The 18,067-nt window shown below is 66.8% G+C and carries 15 protein-coding genes; 8 read left to right on the top strand and 7 right to left on the bottom strand.

What is annotated here, in order from left to right; translation table 11 throughout:
* Window positions 1–92: 92 nt before the first annotated feature.
* From ACIQCM_RS14585 to glpD, 4 genes are read right to left on the bottom strand one after another with little or no spacing between them, the layout of a single operon-like run.
* A complete protein-coding gene (locus tag ACIQCM_RS14585) occupies window positions 93–1,811 on the bottom strand; it encodes a glycerol-3-phosphate dehydrogenase/oxidase (protein WP_400607912.1) in 1,719 nt (572 codons plus the stop codon).
* Window positions 1,801–2,601: a lipoyl protein ligase domain-containing protein gene (locus ACIQCM_RS14580; RefSeq protein WP_400607915.1), complete on the bottom strand. Its 801-nt coding sequence runs from the start codon at window positions 2,599–2,601 to the stop codon at window positions 1,801–1,803. The genes ACIQCM_RS14585 and ACIQCM_RS14580 overlap by 11 nt, the downstream gene beginning before the upstream one ends.
* A complete protein-coding gene (locus tag ACIQCM_RS14575; RefSeq protein ID WP_400607918.1) occupies window positions 2,598–4,109 on the bottom strand; it encodes an FGGY family carbohydrate kinase in 1,512 nt (503 codons plus the stop codon). The genes ACIQCM_RS14580 and ACIQCM_RS14575 overlap by 4 nt, the downstream gene beginning before the upstream one ends.
* The gene (gene glpD / locus ACIQCM_RS14570; protein WP_400607921.1) at window positions 4,106–5,743 is read right to left on the bottom strand and encodes a glycerol-3-phosphate dehydrogenase; all 1,638 of its coding nucleotides are present in this window, start codon (window positions 5,741–5,743) and stop codon (window positions 4,106–4,108) included. Before glpD ends, ACIQCM_RS14575 begins: the two co-directional genes overlap by 4 nt.
* A 132-nt stretch (window positions 5,744–5,875) precedes the next feature.
* Here glpD and ACIQCM_RS14565 point away from each other — a divergent pair, with 132 nt between their 5' ends.
* The 8 genes from ACIQCM_RS14565 (at window position 5,876) to pepD (ending at window position 15,833) form a co-directional block, all read left to right on the top strand.
* The gene (locus tag ACIQCM_RS14565) at window positions 5,876–6,910 is read left to right on the top strand and encodes a sugar-binding transcriptional regulator (protein ID WP_400607924.1); all 1,035 of its coding nucleotides are present in this window, start codon (window positions 5,876–5,878) and stop codon (window positions 6,908–6,910) included.
* 143 nt (window positions 6,911–7,053) lie between these two features.
* Window positions 7,054–8,001, top strand: coding sequence for a 3-keto-5-aminohexanoate cleavage protein (locus ACIQCM_RS14560; RefSeq protein WP_400532422.1), 948 nt, complete (start codon window positions 7,054–7,056; stop codon window positions 7,999–8,001).
* 38 nt (window positions 8,002–8,039) lie between these two features.
* Window positions 8,040–9,284, top strand: coding sequence for an epoxide hydrolase family protein (locus tag ACIQCM_RS14555; protein WP_400607927.1), 1,245 nt, complete (start codon window positions 8,040–8,042; stop codon window positions 9,282–9,284).
* 189 nt (window positions 9,285–9,473) lie between these two features.
* A complete protein-coding gene (locus tag ACIQCM_RS14550) occupies window positions 9,474–10,598 on the top strand; it encodes a sugar ABC transporter substrate-binding protein (RefSeq protein WP_377215116.1) in 1,125 nt (374 codons plus the stop codon).
* Window positions 10,599–10,683: 85 nt separating this feature from the next.
* Window positions 10,684–11,718 carry an ABC transporter permease gene (locus ACIQCM_RS14545; RefSeq protein WP_377215115.1) on the top strand — a complete coding sequence of 345 codons (1,035 nt, stop codon included), beginning with the start codon at window positions 10,684–10,686 and terminating at the stop codon, window positions 11,716–11,718.
* The gene (locus ACIQCM_RS14540) at window positions 11,715–13,265 is read left to right on the top strand and encodes a sugar ABC transporter ATP-binding protein (RefSeq protein WP_400607930.1); all 1,551 of its coding nucleotides are present in this window, start codon (window positions 11,715–11,717) and stop codon (window positions 13,263–13,265) included. The genes ACIQCM_RS14545 and ACIQCM_RS14540 overlap by 4 nt, the downstream gene beginning before the upstream one ends.
* A gap of 5 nt (window positions 13,266–13,270) precedes the next feature.
* Window positions 13,271–14,290 (top strand): ABC transporter permease, encoded by a 1,020-nt coding sequence (locus tag ACIQCM_RS14535; RefSeq protein ID WP_400607933.1) that lies wholly within the window; start codon window positions 13,271–13,273, stop codon window positions 14,288–14,290.
* 79 nt (window positions 14,291–14,369) lie between these two features.
* On the top strand, window positions 14,370–15,833 hold the full coding sequence (pepD, locus tag ACIQCM_RS14530) for a beta-Ala-His dipeptidase (RefSeq protein ID WP_400607935.1): 1,464 nt from the start codon (window positions 14,370–14,372) through the stop codon (window positions 15,831–15,833).
* Between the two features lie 398 nt (window positions 15,834–16,231).
* Here pepD and ACIQCM_RS14525 read toward each other — a convergent pair whose 3' ends face one another.
* From ACIQCM_RS14525 to ACIQCM_RS14515, 3 genes are read right to left on the bottom strand one after another with little or no spacing between them, the layout of a single operon-like run.
* A complete protein-coding gene (locus tag ACIQCM_RS14525) occupies window positions 16,232–16,900 on the bottom strand; it encodes a 2-oxo acid dehydrogenase subunit E2 (RefSeq protein ID WP_400607938.1) in 669 nt (222 codons plus the stop codon).
* Complete coding sequence (locus ACIQCM_RS14520; protein ID WP_400607940.1) at window positions 16,897–17,760, bottom strand: ketose-bisphosphate aldolase; 864 nt, start codon at window positions 17,758–17,760, stop codon at window positions 16,897–16,899. Before ACIQCM_RS14520 ends, ACIQCM_RS14525 begins: the two co-directional genes overlap by 4 nt.
* 28 nt (window positions 17,761–17,788) lie before the next feature.
* Entirely contained in the window at window positions 17,789–18,031 is a 243-nt protein-coding gene (locus tag ACIQCM_RS14515) for a biotin/lipoyl-containing protein (protein WP_377215109.1), read from the bottom strand.
* Between the last annotated feature and the right edge of the window lie 36 nt (window positions 18,032–18,067).

Here is an 18,067-nt window from a genome sequence, read left to right as displayed (position 1 = left end):
CTTCGCCTTGATCCACTCCGGCTTCCGCTCCACCGGGACAGCCGCGTTACGCTGCTCAATCCGCAGCATCTTCCGGCCCTCAGGTGCCAATGTCATGACCGCACCCCCAGTGCCGCAGCGCCCGCGCCGTGGCGTTCGGCGAGCAGAATGAGCGCGTCCTGTGCCTCCTGCTCGATCCGGCGCTGCCCCCACCCGAGGTGCGGCGCCAGCTGCGCGGCCACCTCGTAGGCCACCTCCGCGGTGACCAGGCCACGGAAGGCCAGGCCCGTCCGGCGGATCAGGACGTCGGCCACGTGGGCCACCTGTTCGTGCGCCGCCATCCAGGCCAGCTCGCGGGTGCTCAGCTCAGCGGTGCTCCGCAAGGGGGCGTCGTCCCCCTCTGCCAGGAACGCCAGCACTTCGTCGGCGCGGGTGCCGTAACGGGCCAGAAGAGTCCTGGCGCGGTCCGCACTGACCCCGGGTCCGGTGCGGGCAGCGACCCAGGCCTCGACGGCAGAACCATGCTGCGGGTAGGCACGTCCTCCGCCGATGGGAAGGTTCCGGGTGTCCACCGAGCGGACCCGCCCAAGCAGGCCCAGGACCTCGTCGGTCACCTGCTCGGACAACGCCCGGAAGGTGGTCCATTTACCCCCGACGATGCTCAGGACAGGCCGGTCGGTTCCGGGCACGACCGAGCGCTCGATGCGGTAGTCGCGGGAAACAAAGCCCGGGGCGGTGTCGTCGTGCCGCGGCAGGGGCCGGACCCCGGAGAAGGTATAGACAATATCCTCGCGGGAAACCGACACAGCCGGGAACACATGGCGGATCAGGTCGAAGAAGTACTGGATCTCGGCGTCGGTGCAGACGGGCTCCAGGTCCTCCCCCGCGTCGATGTCCGTGGTTCCCACCAGCACACGGTCAACCATGGGGTAGATCAGCACGATGCGCCCGTCGCTGTGCTCGAAGAAGATTTCGCGGCCGCCCGTGGCGGCCAGCAGGCCCGGGTGGTCCAGGACAATGTGCGAGCCTTTGGTCCCTCCCATGAAGCGCGACGGCGACCCCAGGGCGCCGTTGGTCGCGTCCACCCACGCGCCGGTCAGGTTGACGACGACGTCCGCGGCGAAGGTGAATTCCTCACCGGTGAGCTCGTCGCGGAGCCGCGCGCCGCCGTCGTGCGTTCCAACGAAGGAAAGGTAATTGGCAGCGCGGGCGTGGGGGCCTGCCTCGAGGCCGTCCCGGAGGGCGTCCAGGGTGAGCCGCTCGGGATCATGCACCGAGGCGTCGAAATAGGTGGCAGTGTATTTAAGGTCGGCCCGCAGGGCGGGCAACTCCGCCAGAGAGCGTTTGCGGCCCACGAACCGGTGCCGCGGCACCGACCCGCCCCGGCGCGAGAACGCGTCGTAGAGGCTCAGGCCCACCTTCACCAGGATTGCCCCGCGTTCCTTCGGTTTGCCGGAGCGGTGCGTGATGAAACGCAGCGGCGCGTTCAGCAGCCCGGAGAACGTGGAGAACACCGGAATGGTGGTCTGCAGCGGCTTGACGCAGTGCGGCGCGATGTTCAGGAGCCGGTTCCGCTCCACCACGGACTCGTGCACCAGGCGGAACTCGCCGTTCTCGAGGTACCGGATGCCGCCGTGGATCATGTGGGAGGAGGCACCGGATGCCCCTTGGCAGAAGTCGCCCCGTTCCACCAGCGCCACCTCGACGCCCTGCAGCGCAAGGTCGCGGAAGGTGCCGACGCCGTTGATGCCGCCGCCGATGATGAGGACCCGGGCGCGGGGGCGGTCCTGGAGGGCCTGGACGGTGGGGCGGGTGGAATGGTCAGTGGACACGGGTGGCTCCAGAGAGGGTGTGTTGCGAATGGTGGTTGATGGCACGCGGGGCGCGGCACGCCGTGGACGTGGCCCCGGGGCGGGCGGCTGGCTCAAGCAGGGGCATCAGCGTGCCGGCCAGGGCGTCGCGGACATCGTCCACGGTGGTCCCCGGAACGGCGTCGGCGACGCAACCGACGGATTCCGGCCGGAAGTCGAGGTCCAGGAGGGCGTAGGCCTCCTCGAGGGCCGCCCGTGCCGGGCCGGCGTCCTCGACCATGACGACGGCGCTGAACAGGTATCCGTGCTTGGTGAGCCGCTGCCCGGTCCCGGCCAGCTTGGCGCGCCCGGCGTCGTTGACGCTGAATTCGCCGGTGCAGTATTCGCCCGGTACGGCACCGACCCGCGCGTCGGCTCCGAGGACCCGGAGGGCGGCGGCGGAGTGGTGGGCGAAGGACTCGAAGCGTTCTTTGATCGAGGACCTGGCGTCCGGGTGGGGCGCCCAAAGGTGGACCACCAGGTCGCCGGGACCGTACAGCGCCAGGTGTCCCCCAACCGGCCTGATGATCGGTTCATAACCGCGTGCTGCCAGGAACTCGCGGGCCGCCGGGTAACCGGCGCGGAGCGAATCCCTGCGGCTGAAAGCCGCCGTCGGAAGCGGCCGGGAGAAGTTCAGCTCACCGGCCCGTGCGGAAGGGAGCGCGAGGAGCCGGCCGGCGATGAACTCCATGTCCTCCGGACCGGAGCGCGGTTTCGGATCATGGACCAGCCGGACCGGCCCGGAGCCGAAGGGCGGATGGACGGCGTTCACAGCGTTCCGGGACCCGGACTCCGCCCGGTCACGGTCCTCACGGCGTCACACCAGCCGGCGTACAGCTCCTCGCGCCGCTCCGCGGACATCTCCGGTTCAAAAACCCGGTCGATCTGCCAGCCTGTCGCCAGGTCGTCACGGCTCCAGAGGCCGACGCCCATCCCCGCAAGGTGGGCGACGCCCAAAGCGGTCCGCTCCAGCTCAGTGGGACGAAGCACCGGGACGCCGAGGATGTCCGCCTGGAACTGGCAGAGCAGGTTGCTGCGCGCCGCACCGCCGTCGACCTTAAGCTCCGGAACCGGGTTGCCGCCGGCGACGAGCACATCGATGTTGTCCCGCGTCTGGTATGCCATCGCCTCGATGCCCGCGCGCACAATGTGCTCGGAACTGCTCTCCAGCGTCAGCCCCACGATGCTCGCCTTGCTGTCCCGGGACCAGTGCGGGGCGCACAGTCCGGCGAAGGCCGGGACGATGTACACGCCTCCGGTGTCCTGGACCCGCCGCCCTAGTTCCTCGAGGTCGGTATCCTCGGAAAGGATCCCCAGCCGCTCACGCATCCACTGCAGGGTCTGGCCGCAGTGAAACACGACGCCTTCGATTTCATAGGCGGTTGTTCCACCCTCTGTCCAGCCGACGCTGGCGGTGAGGCCGTCCAGGATCGCGGGAGCGGGGCCGCTGTTGGCAGTCAGGACCCCGGCGGTGCCGTAGGTGTTCTTCACTGACCCGGCCTCGAAGCACGCCTGGCCGAACATCCCCGCCTGTTGGTCTCCCATGATCGCCATGATGGGGACACTTGACGTGCCCGGGAGCCCGACGTCGGCCGGCCGCATGTCGCCAAAGTGCGAATCGGACGGCAGTGCCGGGGGCAGCAGCCGGCCAGGGATACCGCACGCCTCGATAAGCTTCTCGTCCCAGTCGCGTGTTTCGAGGGAGAACAGCGCCGTGCGGGACGCCTCGCTGTGGTCCGTGAAATGCGAACGGCCACCGGTCAGCTGCCACAGCAGCCAGGTGTCCACCGTGCCGGCGGCCAGCTCTCCGCGCTGGGCGCGTTCCCGCACACCGGCCACGTTCTCCAGCACCCAGGCGAGTTTGGCGGCACTGAAGAACGAATCGTTGAACAGGCCGGTCCGCTGCCGGAACTCCTGGTCAAGGCCGTCCGTACTCCAGCGCTGGACTATCCCGTCCGTCTGCTTGGACATCCACATGATCGCGTTGTGGACCGGCTCCCCCGTCCGGCGGTCCCACAGGAGGCAGGACTCCCGGTGGGTGGTGATCCCGACGGCGGCCAGATCGTCCGTCGTGGCGCCCACCTTGGCCATGACGGCCTGCATGCTGTTCCGCTGGGCCTCCCACAGCGCCGCGGGGTCGAGTTCGACCCACCGCGGTTTGGGGAAAAGGGGGACGACGGGATGGCGGGCCTCGGCCACGATCTGCCCGTCGAGGGACACCAGCACCGCGCGGGCGCTGGTGGATCCTTCGTCCAGGGCCAGGACGTAGCGCGCCGTCATGACGCGGAGCCCTCCGCTGTGGCCCGGTCCTGGGCAGCATGGGCAGGAACAGCCAGGCGTTCCAGCCATTCGCGGTAGCCCCGGATTTCGGCGGCCTGACGCTCACTGTCCCAGCCGCACTCGTCGCCCATGACGGCGGCGGCCCGCTCCACGACGTCGAGCCCGTGGCCCGGTTCGAAGGCCAGGAGCATCCGGCGTGCCAGGACGTCGGTGAGGGTCTGGGCGAACTCGTGCCGCACGGCGAGGAGGATCTCGGCCTCCAGCGCACCCGTTGCGGGATCGAGGACGGGGTAACCGCCGCCGGCCGTATCCGCCTCGGAGATGACGTCAAGGGCCCTGGTTCCGTAAAGGGCCAGCAGCCGTTCAACCGTCCGGCCGTCGAGGCCTTCCCGGCCGAGGGCCGTCCGCGCAGCCGTGAAGTCGCCCGCCGCGCCGGGGAGCGGGAGGCTGGCGGTCACGCACTTGGGGCTCTTGCGTCCGAGGCGCTTGAAGACGTCGTCGATCGCGTCCTGGGCGAGCTGCCGGTAGGTGGTCAGCTTCCCGCCCACCACGGTGATGAGGCCGGGCAGGTCCGGGGCGTGGTCGTGCAGGACATGGCTGCGGGGAATCTCCCACTCCTCCACGTCCGGTGCGTACGGCAGCGGGCGCACCCCGGAATAGGTGAAGAGAACGTCTGCGGGGGTGAGTTTTGCCGTTGGTATGAGTTCGTTGACCTCGCCCAGCAGGTAGTCCATTTCGTCGGCGTCGCAGCGGGCTTCGCCGGGATCCCTGTCGAAGCGCAGGTCCGTTGTTCCGATGAGGTAGCGGCCCATCCACGGGATCACGAGGACCAGGCGGCCGTCGGTCTTGGACTCGTAGTAGACGACGTCGTCGGGGGCTCCCGGGAAGGGGTCAACGATGAGGTGGCTGCCCTTGGTTCCGCCGTTCAGCCGCGGCTGCTCCGGCGCACCGCGCCGGAAAATCCGGTCAATCCAGGGGCCTGCCACGTTGAGGACGATCGGTGCACGGACCTCGTGCATCTCATCGGTCAGGGTATTCCGGTAGCGCACCCCGACGACGCGCCCGCCTTCCATGACGGGTTCTTCGACCCGCGCCTTGGTCCGGATCACTGCCCCGGCGCCGGCGGCGGCAAGGGCAACCTCGGTGCAGAGCCGCTCCGCGTATTCAACCTGTCCGTCGGTGAAGACCACTGCCCCGCGGAGGCCGTCGGGAGAGATCCCGGGGAACCGGCGGAGGATCGCATCTCGATTCAGGACCTCGTGCCCCTGGGTCTTCTTGTCGAAGGACAGGGCATCGTAGAGGAACATGCCGATCCGGATCAGCCAGGCGGGCCGGCGGCTGTGGGAGCTCAGCGGCATAATGAGCCGCAGCGGCTTGACCAGGTGCGGAGCCAGCCGGAAAAGAAGTTCACGTTCGCGCAGCGATTCACGGACCAGGGCGAAATCACGGTGTTCGAGATACCGCAGCCCGCCATGGACCAGCCGTCCCGACCATGCGGAGACGCCGCTGCAAATGTCATCCTGTTCAAGCAAGACAACCCGCAGCCCCCGAAGGGCTGCATCCCGGGCGATTCCCAGGCCGTTGATTCCTGCCCCCACGACGACGACGTCGAACGGAGTGCTGAACTCCTCCATAGCGCTTCCCTTTCCTGCCCCACAAGCGATAGAATAAATATTTATGGGCTGCATTTACATTTACAAGTGTCATGTGCCCCGGATCACGTGTCAAGGGGGCCCTAAGATGGGCGGAGCAACAAAAGGAGTGCAATGAACGACGTCGACGCGCAGCGACTGATGATCAAGGTGGCGCGCCTTTACCATACCCACGAGATGCGCCAGACCGACATCGCGAAACGGCTGCAGATTTCGCAGTCCCGCGTGTCCCGGCTCCTGGCCCAGGCCGAGGAGGCCGCGATCGTGCGGACCGTGGTGGCGGTCCCCCCGCACGTCCACGCGGAGCTCGAAGAGCGCGTGGAGGCGCTGTATGGACTAAACGAGGTCCACATCATCGACGCCGTCAGCGACAACGAGGAAGAGCTGGGCAAGGACCTGGCGCACACCATGGCCTCGCTCCTTCAGGACGTGGCCTTCGAGGTCCGCACCATAGCCCTGACCTCGTGGAGCAAGACCATGCGGACCATGATCAACGTCATGCTGCCCATGCGCACCCGCTGCAAGCACGTCATCGAAACGCTCGGCGACCTTGGCCCGCCCTCCCTCCAGCACGACACCGCCCGGTCCACCCAGCAGTTCGCCGCCCTCACCGGGGCGCAACCTGTCTTCCTCCGGACGCCCGGCGTCGCAGCGAGCCGGGAAATGAAGGAACTCCTGCTGAGCGGCGATCCGCACGCACGGGAGGCGCTGCAGATGCTCGATTCGGTGGACCTGGCGCTGGTGGGTATCGGTGCCGACGAGATCGATCCGGACCTCCGCCCCGGTGACAACTTCTTCACGGACGAGCAGTTCGCCCGCGTGCGTGAACTCGGGGCGGTAGGGGAAGTCTGCCTGCACTTCCTGGACGCCGACGGGAACCCGATCGACTCGGAACTCGAAGACCTGGTGGTCGGCATCACCCGCGAGCAGCTCCGCAACGCGAAGCACCGCTGGGCGGTAGCCGGCGGTGCCCGCAAGCACCGCGCCATCAGGGCGGCAGCGGCCGGCGGCTGGGTGGACACGCTGGTCACCGATGCAGCCACGGCCCGCTTCCTGGTGGACACGGCGCCCGAGGACCGCAAGGCGGCGGCCGAACTGAAGCCGGCGCGGACTACCTCCCGGCGCCGCACGGCCGCGACCAAGGGCTGAACCTCCCCGCACGGCGGTGACCTATTGACAATGGTGTGACGTACGTCCCATGATCGATGGCATATTCATTTTAAGTGCGCATAACGATTCATTCCCGGCAGGTTGCCGTTGGATCGGCGCCACGCCATCTGCCAGGAGGTACTGTGACCACCGCCCTCGACAAGTATGCCGACATGAAGCCGAACTGGGACTACCCGGTGGTGATCGAGTCCCACATCAACGGCATCCGCACCAAGGAGATGAACCCCAATACCCCCATCTCCTACGAGGAAATCGCCGAAGACGCCATCCGGTGCTGGGAAGCGGGCGCCGGCGCGATCCACGCCCACAACACCAGCTTCGACCTGCTCGGCGAGAACGCCTACAAGGACTATATGCGGACGTGGGACCGGGTCCTGGAAAAACACCCGGACATCACCTGGTACCCCACCACCTGCAACAACCTCCGCCTGCTGCCCCATGAAAACGGACTCGAGCACGTACCGCACCTGTACGAGGGCGGCAACGTACGCATCGGCTGCGTCGACACCGGCCTGACCCTCTTCGCGGTCGAGGAGGACGAGGAAGGATACCTCTCCGGGCCGGAGTTCGGATTCAACTACCAGCGCGTGGCCAGCCAGGTGAAGATGTTCCGGGAGCGGGACCTCGCCATGGTGTTCGGCGTGTACGAGCCGGGCCACCTGCGCCACGCCATGCACTACGTCAACCGCGGCCTGTCCACCAAGGGCTCCATGTGGGACTTCTACCTAATCGGCGACTACGGGCTCACCGCCATGGAGCCGATCGGCACCAACGGCATGAAGCCCAGCCTGGAAAGCCTCTACTACTACCTCTCCATGATCGAAGAGGCGAAGGTCAAGCACCCCTGGTACATCTCCATCTGGGGCCAGGGCGCCCTCGACGACACCGGCATCCTCCGCCGGGCGATCGAGCTCGGCGGCCACATCAAGACGGGCCTCGAGCTCTTCTACGACCCCGCCCGCAACCCCACCAACCTGGAACTGCTGCAACAGGCCCAGGAAATCGCGCGCGAGGTCGGCCGGCCCATCGCCACGCATGAAGAAGCCCGGGCCCTCTACAACATCACCTGAGCACGTCAATTCCAACCACCTATTTCCGAGGAGGCGCAATGGCTGCGCACAACGAAGGCGGGGTAACCCCCTTCACCATCTCGATCCCCGATGAGGACCTCAAGGACATGAACGAGCGGCTCCGCCGCACGCGGTACCCTGTGGACTTCGCCAACGACGACTGGCGGTACGGCTACAACACGGACTACCACAAACAGCTCGTCGACTACTGGATCAACGAATACGACTGGCGCGACGTCGAGCAGCGCATGAACGAGCTGCCGCACTTCAAGACCGAACTGATGGGCGTCCCGCTCCACTTCATCCACGTCAAGGGCAAGGGGCCGAACCCCATGCCCCTGCTCATCCACCACGGCTGGCCCTGGACCTTCTGGGACCTGCGCAAGGTGATCGGACCCCTCTCCGACCCGGCGAGCCATGGCGGGGACCCGGCCGACTCCTTCGACGTGGTCCTGATCTCGCTGCCGGGGTACGGTTTCTCCTCGCCGCTGACCGAGCCGGGCTGGAACTGGTGGCGGACGGCCGACCTGGAGAACGCCCTCATGAAGGACGTCCTGGGCTACGAGAAGTACGCCACCGCCGGCGGCGACTGGGGTGCCCTGATCGCCCAGCAGCACGGCCATAAATATGAGGACGACGTCTACGGCGTCTACACGCACTTCCCGGCACAGATGAGCCACTACCTCGCCGACCACCCGGACGCGCCTCCGGGCGTGAAATACGACCCCTTCCTGGGGCTTCCGGACGAAAGCGAATACAACGACGCCGACGAGAAGGGCTGGTTCGAACGCGGCAAGCTCTTTGTCCAGAAGGAGAGCGGGTACGGCGAGATCCAACTGACCAAACCGCAGACGCTGGCCGCCCTCGTGGCGGACTCCCCTGCCGCCCAGCTGGCGTGGATCACCGAAAAGCGCTACTTCTGGGGCCTGGAGGAACGCGGCCAGGGCACCGAAGCGTTCGAACGGGTATGGCCAAAGGAAGACCTGGTCACCACCGCGGCCGTGTACTTCCTGACCAACACGGGCGGCACGTCCTCGCGCTACTACTGGGAATGCAGGGGCAACCCCTGGAAGCCCTCGCACGACCGCTTCCCCGTGGTGGGTGCGCCGACCGCCGTCGGAATCTATCCGGGTGAAATCTATAAGCCGCCCATGAGCTGGACCGAGAAGTACTTCAACCTCCAGCAGTACCGCGTGCATGACGACGGCGGGCATTTCGCTCCGCTTGAGGTGCCGGATACGTACGTGGACGACGTCCGGACGTTCTTCAGGACACTCCGCTAGGTCTGCATGACCACTGTGGGGAGGCTGCCATGCAGCCTCCCCACAGTTATTTAAGCCACCCCGAGAGCGAGTGTGCCGCGACCTCTTGACAGGCGCCTGTGAGGTATCGCACACTCATAAGCATGCAAATGCAGTAGCTGAATATTTATTAATCACTACTTCGGGTCGTCTCTCACAAAGGAGTCTTTGATGCACCTCAGGAAAACCATCACCCGCCGCGTAGCGGCGTTTGGGCTGGTGGCCGGCCTGCTGGCCACCACCGCCTGCTCTTCCACCACGGCCACCAGCCAGCAGCCGATCGACAAGAAGGACATCGTCCTGGTCGCGTCGGTCATCAACACCACCAACCCCTACATGGCGTCCATGATCGAAGGCGCCAAGGCCCTGTCCAAGAAGCTGGACGTGCCGCTCGAAATCGTCGACTCCGAGGGCAGCTCGCAGACCGAGATCTCGAAGATCCAGGCCATCCTTGCCCAGGGCAAGAAGGTGGCGCTGATGGTCAACACTGTCGCAAGCTCGGACGCTCCGCCCATCGTCAACGCAGTCAAGGCCGCCGGCGGTTACGCAACGGTCTGGTGGAACAAGCCGGACAACTTCGAACCCTGGGACCAGGGCGACAACTTCGTTGCCTTCCAGAAGCACTCCGGCGTTGAGAGCGGCCAGTGCACCGCCAAGGCACTCGCCGACAGCATCGGCGGCAAGGGGAACATCGTGGCCCTCGCAGGCGTGCTGGACAGCACCACCAGCCAGACCCGCGTCGCCGGCCTGAAGGATGCACTCAAGGCCTACCCCGACGTGAAGCTCCTGGACACCCGCCCCGCCAACTGGGACCCGCAGCTCGGCCTCAAGGAGACCCAGAACCTCCTGGCCAAGTACGGCGACAAGGTTGACGGCATCTGGGCCGCCGACGACGGCATGATCATCGGCGCCGTCCAGGCCGTGAAGGACGCGGGCCGCATCAACGACGTCAAGTTCGCCTCCGACGGCCTGTACCCGCCGGTGGTCGACATGATGAAGGAAAACATGGGCAACGGCGCCATCGCCGGCGAGACCTTCCACCGCGGATTCATGGCAGCGGCCATCGGCCTCTACACCTCCTACCTCGCCGCCACCGGTGAGATCAAGCCCTCGGAACTGCCCAAGGAAAAGCGCAACAGCCTCTTCAAGCTGAGCTGCGTCACCCCGGAAAACTACGCCGAATTCACCAAGTTCGACGGTGACATCGACGGCTGGATGGACGACCTCATCGAAAAGGGCCCTTGGGAGACCGACCCCGTGCCGCTGGTTTCGGGTGGCCCGGAGAAGTTGCCCTAACGGATCACAGACGCTGGGCGGCTCCGGATAATGCGCAGGCGCACCCGGAGCCGCCCCTCGGCAGCAACCACGACAGGTGAAAGTAATGACAGACAAGGACACCGGGACCGGCCTCCTCGAGGCGGCACCCGCCCCAGCACAGCCACCCCACAGGCAGGGCCGCCGGTTCAATGCAAAGAACCTCGGCGAAGTGCTTGCACTCGTGGGGCTGATCGCCGTTTTCGCGGCGCTCAACCCCGGGACGTTCCTGACGCCGGAGAACCTGCGGACCATCCTGGACCACGCGTCCCTTCCGCTGATCATCGGCGTCGGCGCCACCCTGGTCATCCTGACCGGTTCGATCGACCTCTCGGTAGAGGGCGTCATGGGAGCCGCCGGCATGACCTTCGTCCTCATGACGGCCAACAGCCGCGGCAGCGCAGACTTTGGCCCGTGGGCCATTGTCGCCGCACTGGCCGTAGGCGTGGGCCTCGGGCTCCTGAGCGGCCTGGTGCACACCCGCCTCAAGGTGCCCTCGTTCATCGTCACGCTGGGCGTCTGGTTCGTGGGCCTCGGAATCGCCACGGTGCTCTTCGGTGACGAATCCATCCCCTTCCTTCCCGACGGCGGCATCAAGGGCTGGCCGTCCACGCTCACCTTCGGCCTGCCGAACTCCTTCCTCCTCGCCGCGGCGTTCGTCCTGGCAGGCATGTTCGTGGCCCGCTTCACCAGGCTGGGCCGCTTTGCCTACGCCATCGGCGACAGCGAGGAAATCTCCAAGGGCAACGGCATCCCCGTGCTCAGGTACAAGCTCTACGTGTTCGTTGTGGCCGGCGCCTGCAGCGCGGCCGCCGGGGTGCTGGCAGCCCTCAAGCTCGGCGCCGGCTCGGCGACGGTGGGCGTGGGAACGCTCTTCCTGACCATCGCGGCCGTGGTGATCGGCGGCACCTCCCTTGGAGGCGGCAAGGGAGGCATCCTCCGCACCGCGATCGGCGTACTCATGCTGACCGTCCTCAACAACGGGCTCATCCTCAGCGGGGTCAGCCCGAACATCCAATCCGCGGTCTCCGGAACCGTCCTGATCGCGGCCGTCCTCGTGGCCACCTGGCCGCACCGCAGCAGACTGAGGATCGTAAAATGACCAACGCTTCCCTGGCCCCCCGAACCGGAGTTGAAACCCCGGCACTTCGGCTGACCAACATCTCGAAATCCTTCGGTTCGACCCACGCGGTCAAGAATGTCTCGCTCGAGGTGCCGCGCCACGAAGTGGTCGGACTAATCGGCGAAAACGGCGCCGGCAAGTCCACGCTCCTGAAGATCCTGACCGGCCTCTACCAGCCGGACTCGGGAACCATCGAAACCGACGGCCGTCCCGTGAAGTTCCGCCGGCCGCAGGACGCGGTGGCCGCAGGCATCGGCGTGGTGCACCAGGAGCAGTCGCTGCTGTCCAACCTGTCTGTCGCGGAGAACATCGCGATGAACGCCCTCTCCTCCAAGGATGCCGCCACCCGCTACGGGTTCTACCGCTGGAAGCGGCTGAACCAGGAGGCAGCCACCATCCTCGACCGCGTCGGGTCCACCATCGACCCGCGCACCCAGGTCAGCGACCTGTCGTTCGTGGACCGCCAGATGGTCGAAATTGCCCGCGCCCTGCGAGTGGACGAGGCCATCCACGCGGCCCCCCTGGTAATTCTGGACGAGCCCACCTCCGTGCTGGAGCGCAACGAAACCGCGATCCTCGAACGCGAGATCCGGTCACTGCGCGAAATCGGCTCCGTGCTGTTCGTCTCCCACCGGCTGGACGAAGTGCTGCGGATCTGCGACCGCGTCGTGGTGATGCGCCACGGCGAAGTAGTGGCGGATGTACGGCGCGAGGACGTCACCGAGGACGAACTCTTCCGCCTCATGATCGGCCAGGAATCACGCGCACGGGTCCGCAAGGGCGGCAGCGCCGCGGGCGCCGTCGCAGCGGTCGAAGCCAAGGGCCTGGGCCGGACGGGGCAGTTCAAGGACGTCTCCTTCGCCGTCCCCGCAGGACGGTCCCTTGCGATCGTCGGTGCCATGGGCTCCGGACGCGAATCCGTCTGCCGCGCCCTCTTCGGAGCAGAGGCCTTCGACGCCGGCACCCTCGAAGTTGGCGGCCGGCCCGTGCAGAACTGGTCGATGCGCCGCGCGGTCCGGCACGGACTCGCCTACATTCCCTCCGAGCGCAAGGTTGAAGGCATGGTGGGCGGCCTGAGCGCTGCCGAGAACCTCACCCTGGTGCACCCCCGCGAGGCCGCCAAGGGCCCCCTCCTGCGCCGCAAGGCCCGGATGCAGGCCGCGGAGGAATGGTTCGAGAAACTCGACGTCCGCCCCCGCGACCCGCGCCTGCCGCTGGGACGCTTCTCCGGCGGCAACCAGCAAAAAGTGGTCATGGCCAAGTGGCTTCGCGCCGAGGAACTGAGCGTCCTGATCCTTGACCACCCGCTGCGCGGCCTCGATCCGGGAGCCTCGCAGACGGTGAACGACCAGATCCGCGCCGCCCAGGACGACGGCGCAGCGGTCATCCTGCTGCCGGACACCCTCGAGGAAGCCCTCGAGATGGCGGACGAGATCATCGTGATGCGCGACGGCGAAATCACCGCGCGCTTCGACCTCTCCGTTGACAGCCCCACTTCACTCGACCTGCTGGAAAAGATGGTGTGACTCCCATGTCAAAGAAAGCTCTCCTCGAGCAGCCGGCCGCACTGCCGGCCACCGCCGACGGCAAGGCGGCGCCCGCACGGCGCAGGCCACGGAACCTGTGGTTCACTTTTGGCCCGTTCGCGGTGTTCCTCGCCCTCTTCGCCCTCGTCGCCGTCCTCCGGCCGGCGTTCCTTACCGGCGGCGGCATGGCGATCCTCGCCGTCCAGGCGGCAACGATCCTCCTGGTGGCGCTGGGGCAGGCCATGGTGCTCCACGTCGGCTCGATCGACCTGTCCAACGCAGCGATCGTGATCTTCGCAGCGATCGTCCTCGCCCAGACCCTTGGCCCCCTGGGTGTGCTTGCCCCGGTAGTCACGCTCGCCGTCGTCACCCTCATCGGAGCCGCCAACGGCTTCCTGGTGGCGTTTGGCCAGATCCCCTCCTTCGCGCTCACGCTCGGCACGCTCGGCATCCTGCAGGCAGCTTCGCTGGTGATCAGCAACGCGACCACCGTCTACGCCACGGCGAACGGCCAGCTGCTCGCTCCCCTGTTCGGCACAGCCCTTGCCGGCCTGCCCATGGCATTCTGGGTGGGCGTGGTCCTGGCAGTAGGGCTCTGGGCGTTCCTCCGCTTCACCCGGGCCGGCGAAGGCATGACCGCCGTGGGCCTCAATGAAACGGGCGCCCTGTTCTCGGGCTTGCGGACCCGCTGGTTCAAGGTAGTGGCCTTCGCCCTCTCCGGCCTGCTGGCCGGCGTCGCCGGGGTCCTCGTGATCGCACAGGCCGGCGCGGCGTCGTCCTTCGGCCTCGGAAGCGACCTCCTGCTGCCGGGCATCGCCGCCGCCATCGTCGGCGGAACCGCTATCACCGGCGGCATCACCAACCCGATCAACATCGTCTTCGGCGCCCTGACCGTGGCGCTCGTGCCCATCGGCGCGGCCGCCGTGGGCGTAACCCCCCAGGCGCAAAGCCTGGTATACGGCCTGGTCATCATCGCCGCGGTGGCGCTTACCATGGGCCGGGGCCACAACGAAGTGGTCAAATAACAATGACCAACAGCATCTGAAAACACTCCGTCCGCCGCAACGCCGCGCCCACGTCCCTACCCTTTCCGAAAGGCACCCCATGTCAGTCCTGAAATCCCTCCAGCCGCAAGAGGTGTTCTCCTTCTTCGAAACCCTCGCCGGCATACCCCGCGGCTCCGGCAACGAAAAGGAGGTCGCCGACTGGGTGGTCAACTTCGCCCGGGACCGCGGGCTGGAAGCCACCCAAGACGACCTGCACTGCGTCCTGGTCAAGAAGCCGGGCCAGCACGGACTGGAAGACGCTCCGCCGCTCATCCTCCACGGCCACCTGGACATGGTGTGCGAGAAGGAGGACGGCGTGGTGCACGACTTCGAGCAGGACCCGATCGAGCTCCTCATCGACGGTGACTTTGTCACCGCCAACGGCACCTCACTGGGCGCCGACAACGGCATCGGCGTCTCCTACATCCTGGCCCTCCTCGACTCCAAGGACATCCCGCACCCTCCCCTCGAGGCCGTCCTGACCGCGATGGAGGAAAAGGGAAAGGTGGGAGCCGCCAGTTTCGACACGTCCAGGCTGACCGGCAAGCGGATGATCGACTTCAACTGGATCACCGACAAAGAAATCCTCGCCGGCTGCAGCGGTGACATCACGTTCACCGTGGACATCCCGGCCGAGTGGGAGCCGGCCCCGGCCACGCACCCGGAGGCCCTGCTGCTCAAGGTCCGGGGCCTGTCCGGCGGTCACTGCGAATTCGACATCCACCTCGAGCGCGCCAACGCCGTCCTGGTCCTGGCCCGGGCCCTCAACGCCCTGCTCTCGCAGTACGACGTAAAGATCTCGGCCCCGCACGGCGGCGCCCAGAACAACGCCATCCCGATGGATGCACAGGCCGTCCTGCTGGTGCGCCCCGAAGACGCCGAGGGCGTACGCTCCGTCATCTCCGAGCTTGAGGCAGCGCTGCAGAACGAATACCGCAAGGCCGACCCGGACCTTCGCCTCGAACTGGAGCCCGGGGAGGCCCCGGAGCGGGTCTTTTCCTCTGCAGCCGCGGCACGCTTCGCCCGCCTGACGGCGCTCGTCCCCAACGGCGTCCTCAGCTGGAGCCTGACCGTTCCGGGAATCGTGGAAAGCTCGAACAACCTCGGCACCGTGCGGACCACGCCCGACGGCGCCCGGCTGATGTCCACGATCACCGCGGCGGTGACCTCACGCAAGCACGAAATCCTGGACCGCGTCCGCGCCCTCGCCGGCCTCGCGGGCGGCGGCGTGCGGGTGGAGGAATACGGCCTGGACGCAGCCGAATTCCCGTACAGGCCCGATTCACCGCTGCTGAAGACGGCGCGGGAGGCGTTCAGCGACGTCATGGGCCACGACGCCGACGTCCACGTCTCCCAGTGCAGCCTGGAACTTGGCATGTTCAGCGAGAAGATTCCCGGCCTGGACATCATCTCCATCGGCACCGAGCTGCACGATCTGCACTCCCCCAAGGAAACGGTCAACCACACCTCGGTGACCCGGGTATGGCCCCTCGTCAAAGAGGTCGTCTCCCGGCTGAAGTAAGCGTAGAAGGTAAGCGCGCACGGCGCGTGGCTGCAAGGGCCTGACCCCGGTATTGAACCCGGGGTCAGGCCCTTGAGCTTTGTGGAGATCTTTACCAGGAACCCCTGACCGCAAGGCGCATCAAGACAACGGACCGCCGCGGGGGAAGTGAGAGAGCGTTGGCCCAGAACCCGCATTAGGTGAGAGAGCGTTGGCCCAAAACCCGCATTAGGTGAGAGAGCGTCCCGGGGTGGAAAGCTGGATCACCCGTGCCGGCCCCCTTCCGCCGTCCTGTTTTGCTGTGTGGTCCCGCTTGCTGTCGTCCCGGCTCCGCCGCCGTTGGTCCAGCCGCACACACAAGAGGGAGGCCCGGACAACCTTTCGGTTGTCCGGGCCTCCCTCGCCGCAGGTGGTGCAGGTCAGCTCGACTCCAGGTTCTCCCGTACTGCGGCCAGGAACCGGGCGCCGGTGGCGCCGTCGATGGCGCGGTGGTCGCAGGTGAGGGTGAGCCTCGCCCGCGGCCGCCAGGTGCCGTTTCCGTCCTCGGTGTGGACGAACTGCTGGCGCGTGGCGCCGACGGCCAGGATGGCAACCTGGGGGACGTTGAGGATGGCATCGAACCCGTCGATCCCCATCATGCCCAGGTTGGAGACGGTAAACGTCCCGTCGGTGACGTCGTCCATGGTGAGCTTGCCGTCACGGGCGCGCTGGACGATATCCCGGCGCGCATCGGCCAGGCCCGCGACGTCGAGCGACGCAGCGTCCTTGATCACGGGAACCACCAGGCCGGCCGGAGTGTCGACAGCCATGCCCACGTTGACACGCTCGAATTGAGTGACCGTCTCGTCGGCGTAGTGCGCGTTCAGCGCAGGATGCTCACGAAGTGCCGCCGCGCAGGCGGCGAGGATGGCATCGGTGACCGTGGCACCGGCGCTGCGCTCCTTGAGCAGGAGCGCAGCGCCCATGTCCGCCTCAACGGCAAGGTGGAAGGCAGGCGCCTGCCACGCGGCAACCATGCGCCGCGCGGCAGTGCGCCTGATTCCCTTAAGCGGGACGACAGTCCTGCCCTCTTCCTCGACAGCTGTCACCGCCCTACCTGGGCCAGGCCCCGGGCCTTTCCGGCGCAGCCGTAGAGCTCCATCTTCTCGATGGTCGCCTGGATCATGCGCTCCCGGCCTTCCGCCATCGCGTCCTCAAGCTGCCGGTCGCCCTGCGACCAGACAGCCTCAATGCCCGAACGGAACGCCAGGCGCAGGTCCGTGTCCGCATTGAACTTGTGCACGCCGGCAGCCATGGCGGCGCGGATCTCGTCATCCGGGACGCCGGAGGCGCCGTGGAGCACCAGCGGGATGTTCACGGCTGCCTCGATTTCCTTGACCCTCTGGATGTCCAGGGGCTGCGCCGTCGCCAGCGGAACGCCGTGGACGATTCCCACCGAAATGGCGAGGAAGTCGACCCCGGTCTCCGCAACGAAGCGCTCCGCCTCGGCGACGTTCGTGTAGTAGGACTGCCAGTCGACCTGCTGATCGGCGTCGGGGATCTTGCCCAGCTCGGCCTCCACGGGGATGCCGAAGGAATGCGCCACCTCGACGACCTTCCGGGTGGTCCGGATGTTCTCCTCGAACGGCAGGTGCGCGCCGTCGTACATGATGGACGTGAAGCCAAGCTTGATGGCCTCGAAGACTTCCTCCCACGGCCCGTGGTCCAGGTGGATGACGTATTCCGCGTCGGATTCCTCAGCGATGCGGCGCGTCATCTCATAGGCCTTCTTGAGCCCCATGTGGGGGACGATCGCCCGGCCCACCTGGAGGAAAACAGGAGACTTGGCACGTTCGGCGGCCCTGACGAGCGCCTCAGTGGTCTCATCGTTGTGCATGTTGAACGCACCAACTGCGTACGCACCCTCGGACGCGTCCTTGATGATCTGGCGTGGATCGACCTGTGGCATAACCGGCTCCCTTTCCTGCCCTGGACCGTCAGGCGGTCTCGATGTAGGCGATCAGGGTGCGGACGTCCACTGTTTCGCCTTCGGGGACGACAATTTCAGCCAGGGTGCCGGTGGCCGGGGACTCCAGGGTCTCCTCCACCTTCTCCGCCTCGACTTCGGCCAGCGGCTCGTCCTCGGTGACGGTGTCGCCGACGCTCTTGAGCCAGGTGGTGATGGTGCCTTCGCTCATGCCCATTCCCCACTGGGGCAGCAGGACCTCAACTCGTGCCATGTTCTTTTCTCCTTGCTTTGGTGTTCTTTTAGGGGG

It is taken from the genome of Pseudarthrobacter sp. NPDC092439 (assembly GCF_044754945.1).
Taxonomy (GTDB): Bacteria; Actinomycetota; Actinomycetes; order Actinomycetales; family Micrococcaceae; genus Arthrobacter.
This window is presented reverse-complemented; position numbering and strand designations above follow the sequence as displayed.